The following is a 22,889-nucleotide window of genomic DNA, read 5'->3' on the forward strand; positions in this document are numbered from 1 at the left end:
GGGTAGCGGACAGTGTGCGAGCGGCCCAACGCCACGGGCCGGTCGCACACTGTCCGCGAAAGAACGTCAGCCCAGCTCGACGTGGGCGCCCAGGCCGTTGAGCTTGCCCTCGAAGTCCTCGTAGCCGCGCTGGATGAGCTTCACGCCGTACACCCGGGACGTGCCCTCGGCGGCCAGGGCCGCGATCAGGTGGCTGAACCCGGCCCGCAGGTCGGGGATCACCAGGTCGGCGGCGTGCAGCTTGGACGGGCCGGCGATCACGGCGGAGTGCATGAAGTTGCGCCGGCCGAAGCGGCACGGCGTCCCGCCCAGGCACTCCCGGTACGTCTGGATCGTGGCGCCCATCTGGTTGAGCGCCGCCGTGTAGCCGAGCCGCCGCTCGTACACCGTCTCGTGCACGATCGACAGCCCGCGGGCCTGCGTGAGCGCCACGACCATCGGCTGCTGCCAGTCGGTCATGAAGCCCGGGTGGACGTCGGTCTCCATCGCCACGGCGTTGAGCTCGCCGCCCGGGTGCCAGAAGCGGATGCCGCCCACGCCCGGGGTGTCGTCGATCTCGAACGCGCCGCCGACGGACGTGAACAGGTTGAGGAACGTCATCATGTCGGCCTGCCGGGCGCCGCGGACGAACACGTCACCGCGGGTGGCGAGGGCCGCCGCGCCCCAGCTGGCCGCCTCGATGCGGTCGGGGATGGGGCGGTGCGTGTAGCCGGTGAGCCGCGGTACACCCTGGATCTCGATCACCCGGTCGGTGTGCACCTTGATGATCGCGCCCATCTTCTGCAGCACGCAGATGAGGTCGATGATCTCCGGCTCGACCGCGGCGTTGCGCAGCTCGGTGACGCCCTCGGCGCGCACGGCCGTGAGCAGGATCTGCTCGGTCGCGCCGACGCTCGGGTACGGCAGCTCCAGCTTCGCCCCGTGCAGCCCGTTGGGCGCGGTGATGTCCATGCCCTTCTCGGACTTCTCCACGACCGCGCCGAACTCGCGCAGCGCCTGGATGTGGAAGTCGATGGGGCGCCCGCCGATGTTGCAGCCGCCGAGGTCGGGGATGAACGCGTGGCCGAGGCGGTGCAGCAGCGGCCCGCAGAACAGGATCGGGATGCGGCTGGAGCCGGCGTGGACGTTGATCTCGTCGACGTTGGCCGACTCGACGTCAGAGGTGTCGAAGTGCAGCTCGCCGTCGAGCGGGCCGCGGGTCACCTTCACCCCGTGCAGCTCCAGCAGGCCGGTGACCACCTCGACGTCGCGGATCGCCGGCACGTCGAACAGCGTGCTCGGAGTCTCGCCCAGCACCGTCGCGACCATCGCCTTGGACACGAGGTTCTTGGCGCCGCGCACCCGCAGCTCGCCATTGAGCGGCGCGCCACCGTGCACGGTGAGGACGTCACCGGCGTCGTAGTTGGTCACGGAAAGACCCTCCTGCAGGCAGGGATTGAAGGCTGATGTGCTGACGGAGCGTGAACCCGCGCAGCAGCATAACCACATCTACGGCATGCGAGCGCCGACCGCACGTCCGTCATGGCACGAAGACGTGACTCCGACAGCGATCAACCTTCAACCACCACAGAGGGTGACGGGACGGTCCGCGTTACGGGAGGGCGAGCATCCGATCGAGTGCCACCCGGGCGTAGTGAGCCGTGTCCGCGTCGACGGTGATCACGTTCGGCACGCGACCGGCGACGAGCTCCTCCAGCGCCCACACGAGGTGCGGCAGGTCGATCCGGTTCATCGTCGAGCAGTAGCAGACGTTGCGGTCCAGGAACATGATCTGCTTGTCCGGGTGCGCCAGCGCCAGCCGGCGGACCAGGTTGAGCTCGGTGCCGACCGCCCACGCCGAGCCGGCCGGCGCCGCCTCGATCATCCGGATGATGTACTCGGTCGAGCCGACGTGGTCGGCGGCCGTGACGACCTCGTGCTTGCACTCGGGGTGGACCAGCACGTTGACGCCCGGCACCCGCTCCCGCACGTCGCGCACGCTGTCGAGGGTGAACCGGCCGTGCACCGAGCAGTGGCCGCGCCACAGGATCATCTTCGCGTCGCGCAGCTGCTGGTCGGTCAGCCCACCGGCGGGCTTGTGCGGGTCGTACAGCACGCAGTCGTCGAGGCTCATGCCCAGCTTCAGCACGGCCGTGTTGCGGCCCAGGTGCTGGTCCGGCAGGAAGAACACCTTCGAACCCTGCTCGAACGACCACTTCAGGGCCGTCTCCGCGTTGGACGACGTGCACACGACGCCGTCACGGCGGCCGACGAACCCCTTGATGTCGGCGGTCGAGTTCATGTAGGTCACCGGCACCACGTCACCGGCGATGCCCAGCTCGGTGAAGTGGTCCCAGGCCTTCTCCACCTGCACGAGCGCGGCCATGTCGGCCATCGAGCAGCCGGCGGCCAGGTCCGGCAGCACGACCTGCTGCCGGTCGGAGGTCAGGATGTCGGCGCTCTCGGCCATGAAGTGCACGCCGCAGAACACGATGTACTCCGCGTCGGGCCGGGCGGCGGCCTCCCGCGCCAGCTTGAACGAGTCGCCGGTCACGTCGGCGAACTGGATGACCTCGTCGCGCTGGTAGTGGTGGCCCAGCACGAAGACGCGGTCGCCGAGGGCGGCCTTGGCGCGCCGGGCGCGCTCGACGAGGTCGGGGTCGCTCGGTGCGGGCAGGTCGCCGGGGCACTCGACACCCTTCTCGGTGTCAGGGTCGGTGCCGCGGCCCAGCAGCAGGAGCGCGGTGGCGGTTGACGACGGTTCAGCCCAGGTCACCACTCGATCGTCCCACGCGTGCGGTACCGCGGAACTGTGACCTAGCAGACGTGCACAATGTCCGGATGCGTGTCCTGGTGTGCCCCGACAAGTTCGCCGGCACGATCACGGCCGTCGACGCCGCCGAGGCATTCAGCGCCGGCTGGCTCGCGGCCAGGCCCGGCGACGAGCTCGTCCTGCGGCCGCTGTCGGACGGAGGCCCGGGTTTCGCCCGGGTACTGGCGGCGGCGCTGCCGCACGCACGCGTCCTGACCGTGCCGGCCACCGGCCCCCTCGGCCGCCCGGCCGAAGGGCACGTCGTGCTCGACGGGACGACCGCCTACATCGAGAGCGCCGAGGTCTGCGGCCTGCACCTGCTCGCCGACGCCGAACGTGATCCGAAGCACACCACGACCTTCGGGCTCGGCACCCTGCTGCTCGCCGCGGTCGAGGCCGGCGCCACCACGCTCGTCGTCGGGCTCGGCGGCAGCGGCACCAACGACGGCGGCGCCGGCCTGCTCGCCGCCCTCGGTGCCGCGCCGCTGTCCCCGTCCGGCTACGCGCTGCCGTACGGGGGAGCCGCGCTGACGGAGTGCGCCTCGCTCGGCGGTACACCCCGGCTGCGCGACGCCAGGATCGTCGCCGCCACGGACGTGGACAGCCCCCTGCTCGGGCTGCACGGCGCGAGCGCCGTCTACGGCCCGCAGAAGGGCGCGACCAGGGAGGACGTCTTCCTGCTCGACGCCGCGCTGACCCGCTGGGCCGGCGTCCTGCAGGCCCTGCCGACCGCCCCCGCCGGCCTCGCCGACCAGCCCGGCGCGGGCGCCGCCGGCGGGCTCGGCGCCGCCCTGCTCGCCCTCGGCGGCCGCGTCACCTCCGGCATCGGCCTGGTCCGGGAGCTGACCCGCCTCGACGCCGAACTGGAGGAGGTCTCCCTGGTCGTGACCGGTGAGGGCGCCTTCGACGAGCAGTCGCTGCGCGGGAAGGTCGTGGCGGGTGTGGCGAACGCCGCACGTGACCTCGGCGTGCCCTGTGTCGTGGTCGCCGGGCGGGTCGACGCGGGCCGCCGGGAGGCCGCCAGCATCGGCGTCACGGAGACGCATTCCCTGGTCCAGCACTTCGGCAGCGTCGCCGAGGCGCTCGCCCGACCGGCCGACGGCCTGCGGGAACTGGGCGAACGGCTGGCTCCGCAGTGGAGCCGCTAGCACGAAACCGTGTCACTATGAGAGGGAATGCCGTCGGTCGCCTCCGCGTTGGCAACCGGTGGAACCGTAGACATCACCGCAGGGAGCCTTGATCGTGACCGCTTCTCCGAAGTTTGCCGAGCCTGTTCAGACGGACAACCCGGCCGGCATCGGCCTCACCGCGGATGCCGCTGTCAAGGTGAAGGGCCTGCTCGAGCAGGAAGGGCGGGACGACCTGCGGCTGCGCGTCGCCGTCCAGCCCGGTGGCTGCTCCGGCCTGCGCTACCAGCTCTTCTTCGACGAGCGTTCGCTCGACGGGGACAAGGTCAGCACCTACGACGGCTTCGAGGTCGTCGTCGACCGCATGAGTGTGCCCTACCTCACCGGCGCGACGATCGACTTCGCCGACCGGATCGACGCGCAGGGCTTCACCATCGACAACCCCAACGCCCAGGGCTCCTGCGCCTGCGGCGACTCCTTCCACTAGATCTCGCCTCTTCCCAAGGCCGCTCTCCGACCCCTGGAGGGCGGCCTTCGGTGCTTTTCCTGCCTTTGGAAGGGCGGCCTTCGGTGCTCTTCCTGCTCCTGGAAGGTGGCCTTTTGGTGCTCTTCCTGAGCTTTCTGTGGGGTGTCCGCGCTGGCTGGACCGGGCCAGTAGTCTGTTCAGGCCCTGCCGTCTTGAGACCGAGGTTTCCATGAAGATCGTCGTCACCGGCTCGATCGCGACCGACCACCTGATGCACTTCCCGGGCCGCTTCGCCGAGCAGCTCCTGCCCGACCAGCTGCACAAGGTCTCGCTGTCGTTCCTCGTCGACGACCTGACGGTCCGCCGCGGCGGCATCGCGCCCAACATCGCGTACGGCATGGCCCTGCTCGGCCTCGAGCCGATCCTCGTCGGTGCCGTCGGCGCCGACTTCGGCGACTACCGCAGCTGGCTCACCCGCCACGGCGTCGACTGCGACTCCGTCTACGTGAGCGAGATCGCGCACACCGCCCGGTTCGTCTGCACCACCGACGACGACATGTGCCAGATCGCCTCGTTCTACGCCGGCGCCATGTCCGAGGCCCGCAACATCGAGCTGTCCCCGGTCAACGACCGGGTCGGCGGCATCGACCTCGTCCTCATCAGCGCCAACGACCCGGTCGCGATGGTCCGGCACACGGAGGAGGCCCGCGCGCTCGGCGTGCCCTTCGCCGCCGACTGCTCGCAGCAGCTCGCCCGCATGTCCGCCGACGAGATCCGCAAGCTGATCGACGGCGCCGCGTACCTGCTGACCAACGACTACGAGAAGGAGCTCCTCGAGTCGAAGACCGGGCTCACGACCGAGTCGCTGCTGGACAAGGTCGGCGTCCTCGTCACCACCCTCGGCAAGGACGGCGCCCTCATCCGCGGCCGCGACCTGCCCGCCGAGATCCACGTGCCGGTCGCCAAGGGCGTCGTCGCCAACGACCCGACCGGCGTCGGCGACGGCTTCCGGGCCGGCTTCTTCTCCGCCCTGTCGTGGGGCCTGGGCCTGGAGCGCGCCGCGCAGGTCGGCTCGATGGTCGCCGCCCTGGTCCTCGAGACCGTCGGCCCGCAGGAGTACGAGATCCTGCCCGCCGAGTTCACCAAGCGCATCGCCGAGTCGTACGGCGACGCCGCCGCGGACGAGATCCGCGCCTACCTCCCCGCCTGACCCTTCCGCTCTCTGAACCATCCCTATCGGTGTAGTAGGTACGGGCGTACAGTTGCCGCTGTGACGATCGTGGTCGTGGCGCTGCTCGCCCTCGCGACCGTGGCGGGCCTCGTCTACCGGGCCCGCTACGGCCGCCTCCGCGCGGCCGGCGGTGACCTGCCCCCGGGCCTGCTCTCCCCGGCCCGCGACACGGTCACCCTGCTGCAGTTCTCCTCCGCGACGTGCGCCCCCTGCCGCCAGGTCCGCGCCGTCTGCACCGACCTCGCCACCACCGTCTCCGGCGTCCGCCACGTCGAACTGGACGCCGAGGAGCACCTCGACGCCGTCCGCGAGCTGGGCATCTGGCGCCTGCCGACACTCCTCGTCGTGGACGCGCACGGCACCATCGCCCGCCGCACCGTCGGCGTCCCCGACCGCGCCACCCTCCGCGCCACCGTCACGGAAGTCCTGGCCGCATGACCTCCACCCCGCTCGGCCCGGCCTGTGCCGCCCACGGAACTCATGGCCGTATGGCTCCCACCCTGCACGGCGTGGTCGCCGGCTGCGCTTCCCCGCCCGCCATCGCCACGGAGATCCTGGCCGTATGGCCCCCGGCGCGCGACCTGTCCGCCGTGCCGGGTGAAGCGCTCGCCGGGTTGCCTGCTCGGCACAGTGCCATCGCCCGTCGCGCCGCCTGCGCCCACGTCCCCGACCGCGCCGTCTGGCGCGCCACCCGCGGAGATCGTGGTCGCATGACCCCCGGCCTCAGCGCAGCCCGCTACCCCACCGCTCGCCATGCCGCCAGCTGGGCTTCCCCACGCGCCGACGTCACCGATGTCCTGGCCGTATGGCCTCCATCGCGTGCTTCCCGCGGCCGGCGCAGCGCCATCGCCCGCCACGCCATTGCCCGCCACGCCATTGCCCGCCACGCCATTGCCCGCCACGCCATTGCCCGCCACGCCATTGCCCGCCACGCCATCGCCCGCCACGCCATCGCCCGCCACGCCATCGAGGTCGGCGTCGGCCTGCCCAACCGCGCCGTCCCGCGCGCCACTGTCACGGAGGTTCTGGCCGTATGACCCTCGACCCGCGCGGCCCGCGCTTCGCCGCCGCCCTCACCACGGTTGTCTTCGTGATCGTCCTGCTCACCGGCAGCGGCTGGCTCGCCCTCGCCCAGGCGGTGATCTTCGCCATCGGCGCGTACGACCCCCGCCTCACCCCGTACGGGCTGCTCTACCGCCACATGGTCGCCCCGCGCCTCGCGCCGCCCGCCGAGCGGGAGGACGGTGCCCCGGTGCGCTTCGCCCAGGCGGTCGGTCTGCTCTTCACCGTGGTCACCGTCGCCGGCTACCTGTCGGGCGTCACCGTGCTCGGCGTCGTCGGCGCGTCGTTCGCGCTGGTGGCGGCCTTCCTGAACTCCGCGTTCGGCCTCTGCCTGGGCTGTGAGGCGTATCTGCTGATCAAGCGCCTCCGCCCGGCGCAGTGACCCGATCGAGACACCCGATCGCGCCTTCGCCCAGCGCCTTCGCCCAGCGTGGTCGCCCAGCGTGGTCGCCCAGCGTGGTCGCCCAGCGTGGTCGCCCAGCGTGGTCGCCCAGCGTGGTCGCCCAGCGTGGTCGCCCGGCCTGTTCGCCCAGCGTGGTCGCCCAACCTCCCGACGCAGTTGCCCGACGCAGTCGCTCAGTGCGATCGACCAACCGTCAGCGCGGCCGCCCAACCGCCCGGCGCGGTCGCCCGGCGCAGTCGCCCGACCGCCCGACGCAGGTGCTTCAGCGCGGTCGACCTACGCCCAGTTCGGTGACCCTTCGTCCAACGCAGTAGAAGCCGATTGCGTCCCGTCCGAAGCGCGGCGAACCCGATTCGGATGATCCGGCGACGGGCCTCCGCTGTTCCTCGACCGTACCCCAGGCATCCAAGTTGATGTTCGGCGTCGCTACTGTACGTAGCATACCGGTAGTCGGGAGCGTGGTCAGGTCAGCGGAGCTCGACGGTGTGGCGGGTGTCGTCGGTGGAGATGAAGGTGTGGCCGCGCAGGCGGCACCATGCGGGGATGTCCACCGCGGCCGCCGGGTCGTCGGCGAGGACCTCGATGCGCGTGCCCGGAGGCTGCGTCGCGGCGAGCTTCGCCAGCATGATGACCGGCAGGGGGCAGCGCTTGCCGAGGGCCTCGACCACCAGTGGCGCGCTCACATGCCCACCTCGGCCCGCACGTCGGCGACCAGGCCGGGCAGCACCGCCAGGAAGCGGTGGACGTCGTCGGCGGTGACTCCACTGTGGAGCGAGACGCGGACGTTGCCGTGGGTGAGGACGCCCATGGCGGCCAGGACGTGTGACGGCTGGAGGGTGTCGGCGGTGCAGGCGGAGCCCGACGACACCGCGAACCCGGCCCGGTCCAGGGCGTGCAGGAGGACCTCGCCGTCGACGTACAGGCAGGAGAAGGTCACGATGTGTGGCAGCCGTTCGGTGGGGTCGCCGACGATCTCCACGTCGGGGACGGTGGCGGCGACCGTGGTGCGGATCTCGTCGACGAGGGCGCTCAGCCGGACGGCCTCGGCCGCCGCCTCGGCGTGCACGGCCCGCAACGACGCGGCGGCGGCGACCACCGCCGGCACGTCCGCGGGCGGCTCCCACGGCTGCTCCCAGCGGGTGCCCTTGCGCACGGCGAGGACGCCCACCCCGGCCGGCCCGCCCCACTTGCGGGCGCTGCCGGCCAGCAGCGACCAGCCCGTGGGCAGCGGCGCGCGGCCGATCGACTGGGCGGCGTCGACCAGCAGCGGCACGCCGGCCGCGGCGCACAGCGAGGCGGCCGCCTCGACCGGTTGCAGCGTCCCCACCTCATGATTCGCGCTCTGGACCGCCGCCAGGGCCACTTCCGGCGAATCCAGTGCCTTCTCGAGGGCGTCGAGGTCGACCCGGCCGGTCAGCGACACCGGCACCGCGGTGGCGTCGGCGCCCGCGGCCTTGATGACCGCGGAGTGCTCGACGGCGCTGTGCACGACGCGGCGCAGGTCGCGGGCCTTCCGGACGCCGCTGACGGCGCGCCGGACGGCGTCGGTGCCGCCGGCGGTGAAGTGCAGCTCGTCGGGGCGGACGCCGAGGACGTCCGCGACGGTGGCCCGGGCCGCGTCCAGCAGCCGGCGGGCCCGCCGGGCAGGGGTGTAGAGCTTGCCGGGGTCGGCCCAGCCGTCGTCCAGTGCGGCCAGAAAAGCTTGCCGCGCAACGGGATGTGGCGGCATCGCGGTGGCCGCGTCGAAGTAGACACCCACCTGGGCAACGCTATCGCGAGCCGGACACTGCCACCCCAAGCCGGGCGGACCACTCATGGTCGAGTACGCTCGCCAGCGTTGGTGAGGCTTGCCGCGTGACGCATCCGGAGACGGGCCGCGCGGCGCTGCTAAGGAGGCAGGAGCAGGTGGTCTCAAAGGGTTTGAGCCCCGCGCGCGCCGTCGGGCTCGCCGTCTCGGCCGTCGCGGTGACGACCCTGCTGGCCGGGTGCTCCGTCGACGACGCGTTCGCCGGGTTCGGTTGGCCGAAGGGCATCACCCAGCAGGGCGATCGCATGTACGACCTGTGGATCGGGTCCGTGGTCGCCGCGCTCGTGGTCGGTGTCTTCGTGTGGGGCCTGATCTTCTGGTGCGTCGTGCGGTACCGCAAGCGCGGCGACGAGCTGCCGCCCCAGACGCGGTACAACATGCCGTTCGAGATCCTGTACACGGTCGCGCCGTTCGTGGTCATCGCCGTGTTGTTCTTCTACACCGCGATCATCCAGACCGACGTCGACCGGCTGTCGAAGAACCCGGACGTCAACATCGAGGTCATCGCCTCGAAGTGGAACTGGCAGTTCGTGTACAGCGACTCCAAGGGCCCGGACGGCAAGCCGATCACGACGGTCGGCGCCGACGACTACATCCCGGTGCTGGTGCTGCCGGCGGGCAAGTCGGTGCAGTTCAAGGAGACCTCGCGCGACGTCATCCACTCGTTCTGGGTGCCGGACATCCTGTTCAAGCGGGACGTCATCCCCGGGGTGGAGAACAGGTTCGAGATCAAGCTGAAGGACAACGCCGCCGGCGCCTACGTCGGCCGGTGCGCGGAGCTGTGCGGCACGTATCACTCGATGATGAACTTCGAGCTGCGGGTCGTGTCGGCCGAGCAGTACAGCCAGTACCTGGCCCTGCGGACCGAAGGCAAGAGCACCCCGGAGGCCCTGGCGCAGATGGGCTTCCCGAACCAGGGCTACGCGACGAAGACGCAGCCGTTCGACACCGACCGCACCAAGCGGTCCTCGAGCTGAGAAAGGGCGCACGGCGATGAAGTCAGAAGGACGCTTGTTCTTCGTGCTCGCGTTGTTCGTGTTCGCGATGGCCGCGCTCTACGGCTGGTGGACCAACGTGGCCCCGCACGAGCAGACGGGACACCGCGGCGTCGAGTGGATCGGCGTGGTCGCGCTGGTCCTGTCGGGGCTGCTGCTCACGATGATCGGCAGCGCGCTGTGGCTGATCTCGCGCCGCATCGAGCCGCGTCCCGAGGACCGGCCCGAGGCGGAGATCCACGAGGGCGCCGGCGACCTGGGCTTCTTCAGCCCGGGCAGCTACTGGCCGTTCGGCATCGCGCTCGCCGCGGCGACGGCCAGCGTCGGCCTGGCGTTCGACCAGTGGTGGCTCGTCGCGGTCGGCCTGATCTCGGTCGTCGTCGCCACCTGCGGGCTGATGTTCGAGTACTACACCGGCAGCCGCCGCGGAGCCGAGCACTGAGGCACTGAGGTTCGTTGAGTGAAGGGGGCCCCGGGTGGCCCCCTTCTTCATGCCCTGGACTTGGCGGCGGCGAGCTCGCCGCGCTCCTTGAGGTCCGCGGCGCGCTGCAGGTCGCCGTCGCTGACGGCGAGGTTCCCGAACGCGGAAACGGCCTGGTAGTACGTCCACGCGAGGCTGGTGCAGGCCGGCCGGACGAACGCGTTGTACGTGGCGCACTTGGCCTTCAGGTCGCGGTAGAACGCGTCGTCGATGCGGGACTTGTTGGCCGGGAACTGCCCGACCGCCTTGTAGTTGCGGTAGCCGAAGTCGTGCCGCTGGCACGACAGCCGGAAGTCGAAGCCGAGCGGCTGGTCGGGGCTGCTGGAGCAGTAGTCGGTGGACCAGTCGAAGGCGTAGGAGGCCCAGTCGGACTGGTGCTGGCGGGCGGTGTTCCAGGCGTTGTAGCTCGCGGCGGTCGGCTGCGACCACGACGACATGACGGCCAGCTTCTCGTCGATGCCGGCCGCGGCGGCGGGGGATGCGGTGGTGACGATGCCGGCCACAGCGCAAGCGAGCGCGAGGCCGGCGGCGCGCCGGAGATTCATGAACAGATTGTCCGGCCTCGATGTGTACCGGCGGGGAACTTGCGCCGAACGGTATCCACGGAGAGCTGAACGGTCGTTCAGGCCGCTTTCCGCCGCTGCCGGAGGATCACCCGCGACCGGCGGTCCATCAGCAGGATGACCGGCGCGATCATGATCGCGGCGCCGCAGGCCGTGCAGGCCCGGTCGGGGCAGGTCGCCCGCGGGTGGTCGGGGCACGCCGGCTGTTCGAAGATCCGCTGCCGGGCGCAGGTGTCGCAGTGCAGCTCCATGCGGGTCACGCTGCCACCGCCGGCCGCCCCAGCCCGGGACGGCCCGCGGCGTGTCACATCACTTTTCGGTAGCGCTCGGCTTCGGGGCCCGGGTGGGGCTGGGCGTCGCCTTCGCGGCGGGCTTCGCCGAGGCCGGCGCCTTCGCTGCCGGCTTGACCGTCGGCGGCAGGAACGCCTCGTCGCTGACGCTGGGGGTCGTGTACTGCAGGGTGAGCTGCGTGTACTTCCCGGCGTCCGTGGTGCCCTCGAAGTACGCCAGCAGACCGGCCGGGTTGACGCACGCCGTCTCGGTGCGGATCCCGCGCGCCGTCACCGACACGCACTGGGCGTCGCCGCGCTTGGAGGTGCCCGTCCGCACCTCCTCACCCCGGGCGATCGTGGCGAGCCTGCCCATCGCCGCCTCAGGGGCCATGAACTCGCCCCCGAACGCGTCGCTGATGTCCCTGGCCTGAGAGGGGGACATCGTGTCCGCCCCGGGGCCTTCGTCGCACTGAGGGACCGGCTGAGGGCTCTTCCTGGCCTTCGGGGACGGCGAGGGGGTCACGTTCCGGCACAGGTACGTGCCGTCGGGCGTCGCGATGTACGTGACACCGAGCCCCCGGTAGGCGCGCCGCGGCATCGACTGCGAGACGACGACGCCGACCCCGGCGGCGGTCTGGTACTGGATCGTCGCGTCCGTCTGCAGCCCGAGCACCAGCCTGGACGCGAGACTGTCGACCAGCTCGAGGGCGGGGTTGGCGGCCTCTGCCTGCTCCTGCACCGGTGCGCCGCACGACTTCGCCATCATGCCGGCGAACCCGAGCGTCAACGCCCCGGCAAGGACCGCCGACACCAGCGCCTTTTTCTGCGAGTTGGGAGTGTTGGCCACGTTTCGTCAACGCCCCGCACCGCTTCCGGGTCACGCGGTCGGCGCCGGCCCTTCCCCGGATATGTCCGCTCCGCGGACATATCCGGAATTTCGGTTATGTCGTGGCGCGCAGCGCCACGACATAACCGAGGCAACATCCCGCGTGCCGCCCACCTTGGTCGAATAGCGGATCCGGCCGTCATCACGACCAGATCCGCCATTCGATCAAGGAGGGAGAAGCAGACGTTACGGCTTGAACGCGGCCCAGCGGGTGACGAGGGCGGTCGCGGCGCCCGAGTCGACGGCGGCCGCGGCGCGGGCGATGCCGGCGCGGAGCTGGTCGGGCAGGCCGCTGGGGGAGAGGCCGTCGCGGGCGGCGATGGCGGCCGCCGCGTTGACCAGGACCGCGTCGCGGACCGGGCCGGTCTCGCCGGCGAACATGCGGTGCGCCACCGCGACGTTGTGGGCCGGGTCGCCGCCGCGCAGGTCACCCGGGGCGGAGCGGGCCAGGCCCAGGTCGGCCGCGTCGAGGACCGTCTCGGTGACCGAGCCGCCGCTGACCGCCCACACGCGGGTGGGCGCGCCGGTGGTGAACTCGTCCAGGCCGTCCTCGCCGCGGACGAGCAGCACGGAGAAGTCGCGCTTCGCCAGTACCGACGCCATCACCGACGCCATGCGCGTGTCGAAGCACCCGATGGTCGCCGCGGTCGGCTGCGCCGGGTTGGTGAGCGGGCCGAGGAAGTTGAAGACCGTCGGCACGCCCATCTCGCGGCGGGTGGCCGAGGCGTGGCGCATGCCGGGGTGGAAGCGGGCCGCGAAGCAGAAGCCGATCCCGACCTCCTGCACGCAGCGGGCCACCTCGTCGGGGCCGAGGTCGATGGTGACCCCGAGCGCCTCGAGCAGGTCCGCGGCGCCGGTGGAGGAGGAGGCGGCGCGGTTGCCGTGCTTCACGACCGGCACGCCGGCGGCGGCGGTGACGATCGCGGCCATCGTGGAGATGTTGACGGTGTTGGCGCGGTCGCCGCCGGTGCCGACGATGTCGACGGCGGCGTCGCGCTGGGCGTCGGTGAGCGGGACCTTCGGCGCGATGGACAGCATCGTCTCGGCGACGCCGGCCACCTCGGTGATCGTCTCACCCTTGGCGCGCAGCGCGACGACGAACGCGGCGATCTGGCTGGGCGTGGCCGAGCCGGCCATGATCTCGCCCATCGCCCAGCCGGTGTCGTCGTTGGACAGGTCCTCGCCCCGGAGCAGGGCGTTGAGCAGCTGGGGCCAGGTCCGCTCGCCCATGCTCAGCCCTGGACGGGGAGCGAGCGCAGGAGGTCCGACACCGTCTTGCCCGTGGTGACCGGGTCCAGCGGATACATGATCGTGCCCTCGACCCGCGCGTAGGACGCCAGCCAGCGGTCGGCGGCCCGGGCGATCGCCAGGACGACCGGCGGCGGGTCGGTGATCTCGTCCTTGAGCTGGCGGGCGATGCCGAGACCCCCGCCGGGGGTCGCCTCGCCGTCGAGGACCAGCAGGTCCACGTCGGTGTCGTCGACGAGCTTGACGACCTCCGCGTAGGTGGAGGCGTCGACGAACTTCACCGTGAGGTCGGCCGCGGGACGGCTGCCGATGGCGAGCCGCATGCGGTCGCGGACCTCGGGATCGTCGCTGTACAGCAGGACGGTGTGCTGTGTCATGTGCGCGCTGCTCCTCGTGTGGCGGGTGCCTCGGGGATCGTACCGTCATCGGTGATGGTGATGCCGGTGCGGGCGGACCACTCCTGCTCCTCGATCCGCTGCCGCTCCTCGCGGTCGAGGCGCCGGTCGATCCGCTTCGCCTCCCGGTCCGACTGGCGCATCCACTGCACGACGAGCACGGCGAGCATCGTGACGGAGACGAACTCCCCGCCCGCCCACAGGATCCCGCCGGCGACGACCTGGTCGTGCACCGGGTCCGCCCAGGCCAGGCCCAGCGACGGATACCAGTCGCCGCCGAGCAGCTCCTTGCTCTGCATGATGGTCAGCCCGAGGACGGTGTGGAACGGCGTCGACAGGAACATCAGCAGCGCCCGCGCCGGGTACGGCCAGCGCCCCGGCAACGGGTCGAGCCCGATCAGCGGCCAGAAGAACAGGCAGCCCACGGCGATGAAGTGCGCGTGGGTCAGCTCGTGCACCCAGCCGTGGCGCATCGTCAGCTCGTACAGGCTGGTGAAATACAGCACGAACGGCGTCACGACGAAGAAGCCGAACGCCACCAGCGGGAACGCCAGGATCCGGGCCACCCGCGAGTGCACCACGGCCAGCACCACCCGCCGGCCCCGCGGCGGCAGCGTGCGCAGCGCGAGGGTGACGGGCGCGCCGAGGGCGAGGAAGATCGGCGCGATCATCGACAGCATCATGTGCTGGATCATGTGGACGCTCAGCAGCGTCGTGTCGTAGCGCTCGACGCCGGTCATGGTGACCGCCGCGATCGAGCCGAGGCCCGGCCCGAGGAAGAGCACGATCCTGGCCACCGGCCACGCGTCGCCGCGCCGGCGCAGGGTCAGCACGCCCGCGAGGTACACCCCGGCGGCGACGACCAGCAGCAGCGTCAGCCACGACACGTGCACCGTGCCGAGGATGCCCGCGACGGACGGAGGCCCTGGTTCTGCAGCTCGCAACACGTGCACAGCCTATGCCGGACGCCGAATCGTCCCTCTCTGGTGGACCCCGTGAAGAGTCGCTGATGATCGGGGGGCAATAATGACGGCGTGACTGCGGCCCCAGCGATTGCCAAGAGCCAGATCCACTCACTGACCAGGCCCAACATGGTCAGTGTCGGGACGATCGTGTGGCTCTCCAGCGAGTTGATGTTCTTCGCGGCGCTGTTCGCGATGTATTTCTCGATCCGTGCGGCGGCCCCTGAGCTGTGGCACGAGCACACCGAGGTCCTCAACGTCTGGTACGCGTTGACCTTCACCACCGTCCTGGTGCTGTCGTCCATCACCTGCCAGATCGGCGTGTTCCGCGCCGAGCGCGGTGACGTGCACGGCCTGCGCCGGTGGTTCGCGCTGACCTTCGTGATGGGCCTGATCTTCGTGCTCGGCCAGGCCAACGAGTACGTCACCCTGGTCTCCGAGGGCGTGAAGATCAACGGTGACGGCTACGGCTCGATGTTCTACCTGACGACCGGCTTCCACGGCCTGCACGTCACGGGCGGGCTCATCGCCTTCATCATCTATCTGATCCGCACCACCATGGGCCGGTTCACCCCCGCCCAGGCCACCGCGGCGATCGTCGTGTCGTACTACTGGCACTTCGTCGACGTGGTGTGGATCGCACTGTTCGCGATGATCTACTTCCTGCAGTAGGAGTCCGGGCCGCGTCACGCTCCCGGGACCACCACTTCTCCTCCACGACTTAGGTGATGATCACAAAGGTGAGGCCATGACTTCTGAGCAGAGCAAGCGGCCGCTTGCCCGGCTGGTGCCGGGTGGCGCGCGCGCGGCGCGAGGCAAGCTGCGCCGGCGGTTGTCGGCGGCTGTGCGCCTGGTCGCGGCGCTCACGATCGTCGGCGGCCTCTACACGTCATACGCGCCCGGCGTCGGCCGCGCCGAGGACACCGTGAAGCTGTCCGACGCGGCCGCCGAGGGCAAGGCGATCTACGAGGTCAGCTGCATCACCTGCCACGGCCGCAACGCCCAGGGTGTCGAGGACCGGGGACCGAGCCTCATCGGCGTCGGCTCCGCCGCGGTGGAGTTCCAGGTCAACACCGGCCGCATGCCGCTCGCGCGCCAGGAGGCGCAGGCCGAGCGCAAGCAGCCGCAGTTCAACGAGGAGCAGGCCGCGCAGCTGGGCGCCTACATCCAGGAGCTCGGCGGCGGTCCGCAGCTGCCCAGCGCGGCGAGCCTCGACGAGCAGATCAAGCAGGCCCGGGGCGACGACAAGATCCTCGCCCACGGCGGCGAGCTGTACCGGGTCAACTGCTCCTCGTGCCACGCGTTCTCCACCGGCGGCGGCGCGCTGTCGTCCGGCAAGTTCGCCCCGTCGCTGGAGCACTCGACCAACCGCGACATCTACGCGGCGATGCTGACCGGCCCGCAGAACATGCCCGTGTTCGGCAACAACCAGCTGAGCCCGGACGACAAGGCCGCGATCATCGCCTACATCCAGAACCTCAACAAGAGCCAGGCGAGCGACCCGGGCGGCTGGAACCTCGGCCGGTACGGCCCAGTCCCCGAGGGCCTCGTCATCTTCCTCGTCGGTATCGCGGCGCTCGTGTTCGCCACGCTGTGGATTGCAGGGAAGTCATGACCACCCACCACCCGTCCGACGACGAGTTCGACGCGAGTGACGCGTCCCTGACCAGGTTCGACCTGGTCAGGGAGGGCGCCCGCCGCGACGGTGTCGAGATCGTGCACTACGCGCCGCGGTTCCCGGTCCCGGGCACCCGCGCGGAGCGCCGCATCGAGCGCGTCCTGGCGTTCCTGTTCCTGCTCACCGGCCTGGCGTCGACCGCGTTCGTGGTCGCCTACATCGCCTGGCCGTGGAAGTACGGCGAGGGCGACGCGACCTACCGCGACCTGTACCCGTACTACACGCCGGTCCTCGGCGCGACGCTCGGCCTGGCCCTGCTCACCCTCGGCCTCGGCATCGTCGTGTGGAGCAAGAAGCTCCTGCCCGAAGAGGTCTCGATCCAGGAGCGGCACGACGGCCCGTCCGACAGCACCGAGCAGGTCCTGACCGCGGCGACGATCCTGAACATGGGCGACGAGCTCGGCCTCAAGCGCCGCCGGTTCGTCGGCATGGCGTTCCTCGCCGGTGCCGCCCCGCTCGGCGCGGTCGCGGGCGCGCTGCTCGTCGGCTCGCTGATCAAGGCGCCGACGCAGAACGGCGACAACGTCTTCTTCACCACCGGCTGGGACCCGAAGTACAACGACGGCAAGCCGGTGCGCCTGACCCACGAGGACGGCACCCCGATCCGCCCCGCCGACGTCAGCATCGGCGGCCAGATCACGGTCTTCCCCGGCATCCCGCACGGTGCCACCAACAAGTGGGCCGACTCGCCGACGCTGCTCATCCACCTGCGTGAGGTGGACGCCGAGGCGACGCTGGGCAACGCCAAGGAGATCAACAAGGGCTCCCAGTGGCAGAACTTCGTGGCCTACTCGAAGATCTGCACCCACGCCGGCTGCCCCGCCAGCCTGTACGAGCAGCAGACCAACCGCCTGCTGTGCCCGTGCCACCAGTCGCAGTTCCAGATCACGGACAACGCGCGGCCCATCTTCGGTCCGGCCAGCCGCGCCTTGCCCCAGCTGCCGATTACGGTGGACGATGAGGGGTACTTCATCGCGACCTCGGACTACAAGATTCCGGTCGGACCGGCCTTCTGGGAGCGGCCATGAAACGGCGTAAGATCGACGTCCGGGCTCTCCCGGCCAACTCCGCCAAGGCACTCGACGAGCGGTTCCAGGCGGCCACCCCGCTGCGGCGGTTGATGAACAAGGTCTTCCCCGACCACTGGTCCTTCCTGCTGGGTGAGATCGCGCTCTACTCGTTCATCGTCCTGCTGCTCAGCGGCATCTTCCTGTCGTTGTTCTTCGACCCGTCGCTGCGCGAGGTCGTCTACGACGGCAGCTACGCACCGCTGCGCGGCGTGGAGATGTCCCAGGCGTACAACACGGCGCTGCACATCTCGTTCGACGTGCGCGGCGGCCTCTTCATGCGCCAGATGCACCACTGGGCCGCGCTGCTGTTCATGGCCGCGATCGTGGTGCACATGTTCCGGGTCTTCTTCACCGGCGCGTTCCGCAAGCCCCGCGAGGCCAACTGGATCGTCGGCGTCCTGCTCTTCTGGATGGGCTTCCTCGAGGGCTTCGGCGGCTACTCGCTGCCCGACGACGCGCTGTCCGGCACCGGCCTGCGCATCGCCAGCGCGATCATGCTGTCCATCCCGATCGTCGGCACCTGGGTGACCACGTCGCTGTTCGGTGGTGAGTTCCCGGGTGAGGTCATCCTCGACCGCCTCTACATCGTGCACGTGCTGCTGGTCCCGGGCGCGCTGCTCGGCCTGATCAGCGTGCACATGGGCCTGCTGGTGAAGCAGAAGCACACCCAGTGGCCCGGCCCCGGCCGCACCAACAACAACGTGGTCGGCGTGCGCATGTTCCCCGGCTTCGCGGCCAAGGCCGGCGGCTTCTTCATGATCGTGTTCGCCATGATCGCGGCGCTCGCGGGCCTGTTCCAGATCAACCCGATCTGGCTGTTCGGCCCGTACAAGGCGGCGGTCGTCTCGGCGGCGAGCCAGCCCGACTGGTACGTCATGTTCCTCGACGGCTCGACCCGTCTCTTCCCGGCCTGGGAGATCCGGTTCGACTTCTTCTACGGTGACGGGTACACCATCCCGCCGATCTTCTGGCCGACGGTGGTGCTACCAGGCATCCTGACGATGTTGCCGATCTTCTATCCGTTCATCGAGGCCAGGTTCAGCAAGGACAAACGGGTCCACAACCTCCTGGAGCGCCCGCGCGACAACCCGCTGCGGACCGCCCTGGGCGCCATGGCCATCGCGTTCTACGTGGTCCTGCTCATCTCCGGCGGCAACGACGTCCTCGCGGACAAGTTCCACATCAGCCTCAACGCGATGACGTGGGCCGGCCGCATCGGCATCCTGGTGCTCCCGCCGCTGGCGTACTACGTGGCGTACCGGGTGGCCCTCGGCCTGCAGCAGCACGACCGCGAGGTCCTCGCCCACGGCGTGGAGACCGGCATCATCCGCCGCCTCCCCGACGGCAAGTTCGTCGAGATCCACCAGCCGCTGCCCTCGGGCAACGGCCACGGCCCCGCCGAGGAGGCGCACGGCGAGGCCCACGGCCTCGACTACGCCGGCTGGGTCGTGCCGAAGAAGATGAACCGCCTCGGTGCCCTGGCCCCGACGGTGAAGGGCTTCTTCTACCCGATCGAGAAGGCCGGCCCGGCTCCCAAGCCGCGCCAGGTCGCCGAGGACCGTGACCGCGAGGAAATCACCAGCGGTCACTGACCCGATCCCGTGCGAAACCCCCGGCTCCCTCGCGGAGCCGGGGGTTTCGTCATGTCAGGACCGCGAATGGGAAACCTCGCGGGGGTTCGCCGATAGCGGATCCGCTGTGGGCGGACCGCTCTGGGCCCCGGCACGCAGCCGGGCCTACGGTGCGGGGATGGACCTGGTCGAGCTCCTGCCCGAGCGTCTCTATCAGTTCGCGTTCCCCGTCGGGCACGCGTACCTCTGGCGCGGCCCCGACGGGCTGACCGTCGTCGACACCGGACTGCCGGGCTCGGCGCCCCTGATCGCGGCGGCCATCGAATCCCTCGGCCTCGACCGGCGCGACGTGCGGAACCTCCTCCTCACCCACGCCCACCCCGACCACACCGGGGCCGCCGCGGACATCGCCGCCTGGGGCGACGTCACCGTCCACGCCCACGCGGGCGACGCCGAGGCCGTCCGGGGCAGGGCGGCCGTCCCGCCGCCCGTGCTCGACGGCTGGGAGCGCGACCTGTACGAGCAGGTCCACGCCACCCTGCCCGACGCCCCGGCGCCGCCGGCCAGGGTGGACCGGGAGCTGCGCGACGGCGACCTCGTCGACCTCGGCGGCGGGGTGACGGCCACGGCCGTCGAGGTGCCGGGGCACACCCCGGGCAGCGTGGCGTTTCACCTGCCCGGGCCGGGGGTCCTGTTCACCGGCGACACGATCGCCAGGGCACCCGACGGCACGGTCATCCCGGGAGTGTTCAACGCGGACCCCGGCCGGGTCGCCGAGTCGTTCCGCCGGCAGGCCGCCCTGCGCCCGGGGACGGTCTGCTTCGGCCACGGCGCCCCGCTCACCGACCAGGCGGCGAGGCTCCTGACCGCCGCCGCACCGCGGTAAGCAACCTGGCCGAGGCCGCACCGCGTAAGAGGCCGGCGCCGCACCGCGGTAAGCAACCTGCCGACGCCGCACCAGGGTGAGAGGCTGGCGCCGCAACAGCGGTGGGTGCGCTACAGGGTGGCGGCCCAGGCGGCGACGCGGGCGGCCAGGGGAGTGCCGTGACGGGCCCAGGTGAAGTGGTCGATCGGGGAGCCGGCCTCGGCGGCGGAGTAGTGCTCGCGGACGACCGTCGCCGCGGACAGCTTGGCGGTCAGGCGGTCGACGGTGGGCGCGGGCGTGTACTGGTCGGCCTCCATGTCGACGGCCAGCACCGGGAGTCGTACACCTGCCAATGACGCCTCGACGTCGACGCCGTCCAGCGCGGGATAGCGGCCGGTCCGGGCGGTGTGCGCCCAGCCCTGGATGACCGGGCGGGACTGGCGGCCGCCGAAGCCCCAGCCCGGCCACACGCCGAGGACCGTCGAGGCGGCGGCGATCGCCTGCGTGAACGCGAGCGTGCCGGGCCCCGTGAAGCCCGGGTAGCAGCGCCAGTACGGCAGGCCGACCGCGAGCAGGGCGAGGCCGTCGACGCCGGGGTCCAGGCCGGCGGCGTGGCGGACGGCGAGGTGCAGGGCGCAGACCTGGCCGCCGAGGGAGTGGCCGACGAGCAGCGTCCGGCGGCCGGCGCGGCGGGGCTTCAGGACGTCCAGGACGGCCTCGACGTCGGTGGTGAGCTCGGCGAGGCCGTAGCGGGAGGACCGGGACGGGCGCGGGGTGCTGTCGCCGGTGCCGCGCAGGTCGGCGACGACGACCTCGACGCCGGTGGCGTTCAGGGCGGCGGCGAAGTGCCGGTAGTAGCGGGCCGGCACGCCCATCGCGGGCCACAGCACCGCGAGGGTGGGGGCGTCGTCCGCTGGATACGCGTGCAGCGCGACGCGATCGGCGCCGCGATCAAGAAACTCCACGGACTCCATGGATTCGTAGGGTAGAGGTAGGAGGTTACTGGCGAGTAAGAAGTGTGACTCAGACTACTGTGCGGGGCGTGAAGCCAATCGATCTGTCCCAAATGCGCCTCCCCGGCGCGCCCGCGGCCAGCCCGGACGGCACGATCGCCGTCGTGCCGGTGTCCCGGCTGGAGTTCGCCGCCGACTCGTACACCTCCCAGCTCTGGCTCGTGCGGACCGACGGCGGCGCCGAACCCACCCAGCTCACCCACGGGTGGCACGACAGCGCGCCGCGGATCTCGCCGGACGGGCGGTGGCTGGCGTTCCTGCGGGCGACGAAGGCGGCGGGGAGCCGGGCGGGCGGCCCGAAGGCCGAGCACGACAGCGCGCCGCAGCTGTGCGTCATGCCCCTGGCCGGCGGCGAACCGCGCCGCCTCACGGACCTGCCGCTGGGCGCCGGCACGCCGGCCTGGTCACCGGACAGTGCCCGGTTGGCGTTCTCCGCCCGTGTACCGCAGGACGGCCGCTACGGCACGGGGAAGACCGACGACGGCGAGACGATCGGCGCGGACGGCGAGCCACCCCGGCGGATCACCCGCTACTTCTACCGGGTCGACGGCCTCGGCTTCCTCCTGGACCGGCCGGCCCACCTGCACGTGGCCGACCTCGACGGCACCGTGACGCAGCTGACCGACGGAGAGCTCGGCCACGGCGACCCGGACTGGAGCCCCGACGGGCGGACCCTGGCGTTCGTGTCGGAGCGGCACGACACGAGGGGCGACGACTTCGCGTCCGACGTGTGCGTGATGCCCGCCGGCGGCGGCGAGATCCGGGTGCTGACGGACACCACGTACAGCGCCGGGCTGTGCCGGTGGGCGGCGGACGGCCGGTCGGTCGTCTTCACCGCGAACCTGGCCGGCGAGGGGCGCGTCGACCCGGTGATCCGCAACGAGTCGCTGTGGTCCGTGCCCGTCGAGGGCGGGACGGCGCGGCAGCTGCTGGACGCGGAGGCCTACACCCTCGCCGCGCCCGGCGGTGACATCGCCGCCACCGAGCGCGGCGTGCTGTTCACCAACGAGCACCGCGGCGCCGTGCAGCTGCTGCGCGTCCCGTACGACGGCGGGGCCCCCGAGATCGTGGTGGACGGGCCGCGCCAGGTGGCCGGCTTCTCCGAGGCCGCGGACGGCACGCTGGTGACGACGATCGCGGGGCCGGCGGACTGGGGCGAGGTCTACGCCGGCGACGTCAGGCTCACCGGCTTCTCCGCCGGCGTCACCGCGCTCGAGCAGGTCGAGGTGACCGCGACCGCACCGGACGGCTACCCGGTCCACGGCTGGGTGGTCAGGCCCGCCGGCGACGGCCCCCACCCGGTGCTGCTGATGATCCACGGCGGGCCGTTCGCGCAGTACGGGTGGCGCCTCTTCGACGAGGCACAGGTCTACGCGGGCGCGGGCTACGCGGTCGTCTACGGCAACCCGCGTGGCTCGTCCGGCTACGGCGAGGCGCACGGCCGGGCCGTCCGCGGCAACGTCGGCGAGGTCTCGGCCAGGGACCTGCTCGCCCTGCTGGACGCGGCGCTGGAGGCCGGCGACCTCGACGGCGACCGGGTCGGCGTGCTCGGCGGGTCGCACGGCGGGTTCATGACCACCTGGCTGGCGGGCCGGCACGGCGACCGGTTCAAGGCCGCGGTCTCCGAGCGGGCCGTCAACGCGATCGACAGCTTCCAGGGCAGCTCCGACATCGGCTGGCTGTTCGCGGACTCGCTCTACGGCGCGAACGGCGGCTCGTTCGAGCAGCAGAGCCCGCTCACGTACGCCGGAAAGATCGAGATCCCGGTGCTGATCATCCACTCGGAGCAGGACTGGCGGTGCCCCGTCGAGCAGGCCCAGCGGCTGTTCGTGGCGTTGAAGCGGCGCGGGACGCCGGTGGAGCTGCTGCTCTTCCCGGGGGAGGGGCACGAGCTGTCCCGGTCCGGGCGGCCGTCGCACCGGGTGGCGCGCTTCGACGCGATCCTGGAGTGGTTCGGCCGGCACGTGTGAGCTGATCGTGAGGAGTGGGGGCGGTTCGTGAGG

General features: G+C 71.4%; 25 protein-coding genes. 14 read left to right on the forward strand and 11 right to left on the reverse strand.

The features are described from left to right. Positions 1-66: 66 nt before the first annotated feature. Both murA and nadA read right to left on the reverse strand, forming a co-directional pair. Complete coding sequence (gene murA, locus AB0J72_RS35410; RefSeq protein WP_363406518.1) at positions 67-1,410, reverse strand: UDP-N-acetylglucosamine 1-carboxyvinyltransferase; 1,344 nt, start codon at positions 1,408-1,410, stop codon at positions 67-69. A gap of 181 nt (positions 1,411-1,591) precedes the next feature. Next, positions 1,592-2,755, reverse strand: a complete 1,164-nt coding sequence (gene nadA / locus AB0J72_RS35415) for a quinolinate synthase NadA (protein WP_363406521.1) — start codon at positions 2,753-2,755, stop codon at positions 1,592-1,594. Between the two features lie 65 nt (positions 2,756-2,820). Here nadA and AB0J72_RS35420 point away from each other — a divergent pair, with 65 nt between their 5' ends. The 6 genes from AB0J72_RS35420 (at position 2,821) to AB0J72_RS35445 (ending at position 7,059) form a co-directional block, all read left to right on the forward strand. Next, positions 2,821-3,939 (forward strand): glycerate kinase, encoded by a 1,119-nt coding sequence (locus tag AB0J72_RS35420; protein ID WP_363406524.1) that lies wholly within the window; start codon positions 2,821-2,823, stop codon positions 3,937-3,939. 148 nt (positions 3,940-4,087) lie between these two features. After that, positions 4,088-4,405, forward strand: coding sequence for an iron-sulfur cluster assembly accessory protein (locus AB0J72_RS35425; RefSeq protein ID WP_239136685.1), 318 nt, complete (start codon positions 4,088-4,090; stop codon positions 4,403-4,405). Positions 4,406-4,613: 208 nt separating this feature from the next. Then, positions 4,614-5,594: a carbohydrate kinase family protein gene (locus AB0J72_RS35430; RefSeq protein ID WP_360569055.1), complete on the forward strand. Its 981-nt coding sequence runs from the start codon at positions 4,614-4,616 to the stop codon at positions 5,592-5,594. Between the two features lie 60 nt (positions 5,595-5,654). Beyond that, complete coding sequence (locus tag AB0J72_RS35435) at positions 5,655-6,053, forward strand: thioredoxin family protein (RefSeq protein WP_363406527.1); 399 nt, start codon at positions 5,655-5,657, stop codon at positions 6,051-6,053. A gap of 50 nt (positions 6,054-6,103) precedes the next feature. Continuing rightward, the gene (locus AB0J72_RS35440) at positions 6,104-6,652 is read left to right on the forward strand and encodes a hypothetical protein (protein ID WP_363406530.1); all 549 of its coding nucleotides are present in this window, start codon (positions 6,104-6,106) and stop codon (positions 6,650-6,652) included. Next, positions 6,649-7,059 carry a DUF4395 domain-containing protein gene (locus tag AB0J72_RS35445; RefSeq protein WP_363406533.1) on the forward strand — a complete coding sequence of 137 codons (411 nt, stop codon included), beginning with the start codon at positions 6,649-6,651 and terminating at the stop codon, positions 7,057-7,059. The genes AB0J72_RS35440 and AB0J72_RS35445 overlap by 4 nt, the downstream gene beginning before the upstream one ends. A 488-nt stretch (positions 7,060-7,547) precedes the next feature. Here AB0J72_RS35445 and AB0J72_RS35450 read toward each other — a convergent pair whose 3' ends face one another. Next, positions 7,548-7,763, reverse strand: coding sequence for a sulfurtransferase TusA family protein (locus AB0J72_RS35450; RefSeq protein ID WP_344506251.1), 216 nt, complete (start codon positions 7,761-7,763; stop codon positions 7,548-7,550). Further along, complete coding sequence (locus tag AB0J72_RS35455) at positions 7,760-8,896, reverse strand: aminotransferase class V-fold PLP-dependent enzyme (RefSeq protein ID WP_363406536.1); 1,137 nt, start codon at positions 8,894-8,896, stop codon at positions 7,760-7,762. The genes AB0J72_RS35450 and AB0J72_RS35455 overlap by 4 nt, the downstream gene beginning before the upstream one ends. A 104-nt stretch (positions 8,897-9,000) precedes the next feature. Between AB0J72_RS35455 and coxB the strand changes: the two genes are divergently transcribed. Beyond that, a complete protein-coding gene (coxB, locus tag AB0J72_RS35460) occupies positions 9,001-9,864 on the forward strand; it encodes a cytochrome c oxidase subunit II (protein ID WP_363406539.1) in 864 nt (287 codons plus the stop codon). Positions 9,865-9,880: 16 nt separating this feature from the next. After that, the gene (locus tag AB0J72_RS35465; protein WP_363406542.1) at positions 9,881-10,324 is read left to right on the forward strand and encodes a cytochrome c oxidase subunit 4; all 444 of its coding nucleotides are present in this window, start codon (positions 9,881-9,883) and stop codon (positions 10,322-10,324) included. A gap of 47 nt (positions 10,325-10,371) precedes the next feature. On the opposite strand, the gene AB0J72_RS35470 is transcribed toward AB0J72_RS35465, so the two are convergent. The 6 genes from AB0J72_RS35470 to AB0J72_RS35495 form a co-directional block, all read right to left on the reverse strand. Further along, entirely contained in the window at positions 10,372-10,908 is a 537-nt protein-coding gene (locus AB0J72_RS35470) for a phospholipase (RefSeq protein ID WP_363406545.1), read from the reverse strand. A gap of 77 nt (positions 10,909-10,985) precedes the next feature. Beyond that, complete coding sequence (locus AB0J72_RS35475; protein ID WP_363406548.1) at positions 10,986-11,186, reverse strand: hypothetical protein; 201 nt, start codon at positions 11,184-11,186, stop codon at positions 10,986-10,988. Between the two features lie 49 nt (positions 11,187-11,235). Then, the gene (locus tag AB0J72_RS35480; RefSeq protein WP_363406551.1) at positions 11,236-12,009 is read right to left on the reverse strand and encodes a hypothetical protein; all 774 of its coding nucleotides are present in this window, start codon (positions 12,007-12,009) and stop codon (positions 11,236-11,238) included. A gap of 261 nt (positions 12,010-12,270) precedes the next feature. After that, positions 12,271-13,314, reverse strand: a complete 1,044-nt coding sequence (gene trpD / locus AB0J72_RS35485) for an anthranilate phosphoribosyltransferase (RefSeq protein ID WP_363406554.1) — start codon at positions 13,312-13,314, stop codon at positions 12,271-12,273. Between the two features lie 2 nt (positions 13,315-13,316). Continuing rightward, entirely contained in the window at positions 13,317-13,709 is a 393-nt protein-coding gene (locus AB0J72_RS35490; RefSeq protein ID WP_363406557.1) for a hypothetical protein, read from the reverse strand. Further along, on the reverse strand, positions 13,706-14,674 hold the full coding sequence (locus tag AB0J72_RS35495; protein WP_363406560.1) for a cytochrome c oxidase assembly protein: 969 nt from the start codon (positions 14,672-14,674) through the stop codon (positions 13,706-13,708). Before AB0J72_RS35495 ends, AB0J72_RS35490 begins: the two co-directional genes overlap by 4 nt. Before the next feature lie 87 nt (positions 14,675-14,761). On the opposite strand from AB0J72_RS35495, the gene AB0J72_RS35500 reads away from it, so the two are divergent. The 5 genes from AB0J72_RS35500 (at position 14,762) to AB0J72_RS35520 (ending at position 19,894) form a co-directional block, all read left to right on the forward strand. Beyond that, the gene (locus AB0J72_RS35500; RefSeq protein WP_344506260.1) at positions 14,762-15,361 is read left to right on the forward strand and encodes a heme-copper oxidase subunit III; all 600 of its coding nucleotides are present in this window, start codon (positions 14,762-14,764) and stop codon (positions 15,359-15,361) included. Positions 15,362-15,437: 76 nt separating this feature from the next. Continuing rightward, positions 15,438-16,304, forward strand: a complete 867-nt coding sequence (locus AB0J72_RS35505; RefSeq protein WP_344506261.1) for a cytochrome c — start codon at positions 15,438-15,440, stop codon at positions 16,302-16,304. After that, the gene (locus AB0J72_RS35510; protein ID WP_363406564.1) at positions 16,301-17,395 is read left to right on the forward strand and encodes a ubiquinol-cytochrome c reductase iron-sulfur subunit; all 1,095 of its coding nucleotides are present in this window, start codon (positions 16,301-16,303) and stop codon (positions 17,393-17,395) included. Before AB0J72_RS35505 ends, AB0J72_RS35510 begins: the two co-directional genes overlap by 4 nt. Further along, positions 17,392-19,029 (forward strand): ubiquinol-cytochrome c reductase cytochrome b subunit, encoded by a 1,638-nt coding sequence (locus AB0J72_RS35515; RefSeq protein WP_363406566.1) that lies wholly within the window; start codon positions 17,392-17,394, stop codon positions 19,027-19,029. Before AB0J72_RS35510 ends, AB0J72_RS35515 begins: the two co-directional genes overlap by 4 nt. Positions 19,030-19,186: 157 nt before the next feature. Then, on the forward strand, positions 19,187-19,894 hold the full coding sequence (locus tag AB0J72_RS35520; RefSeq protein WP_363406569.1) for an MBL fold metallo-hydrolase: 708 nt from the start codon (positions 19,187-19,189) through the stop codon (positions 19,892-19,894). Between the two features lie 110 nt (positions 19,895-20,004). Here AB0J72_RS35520 and AB0J72_RS35525 read toward each other — a convergent pair whose 3' ends face one another. Continuing rightward, on the reverse strand, positions 20,005-20,847 hold the full coding sequence (locus tag AB0J72_RS35525; protein WP_363406572.1) for an alpha/beta fold hydrolase: 843 nt from the start codon (positions 20,845-20,847) through the stop codon (positions 20,005-20,007). A gap of 68 nt (positions 20,848-20,915) precedes the next feature. On the opposite strand from AB0J72_RS35525, the gene AB0J72_RS35530 reads away from it, so the two are divergent. Further along, positions 20,916-22,856, forward strand: coding sequence for a S9 family peptidase (locus AB0J72_RS35530; protein ID WP_363406575.1), 1,941 nt, complete (start codon positions 20,916-20,918; stop codon positions 22,854-22,856). Positions 22,857-22,889: the final 33 nt, after the last annotated feature.

The organism is Dactylosporangium sp. NPDC049742, from assembly GCF_040674675.1.
GTDB lineage: Bacteria > Actinomycetota > Actinomycetes > Mycobacteriales > Micromonosporaceae > Dactylosporangium > Dactylosporangium maewongense.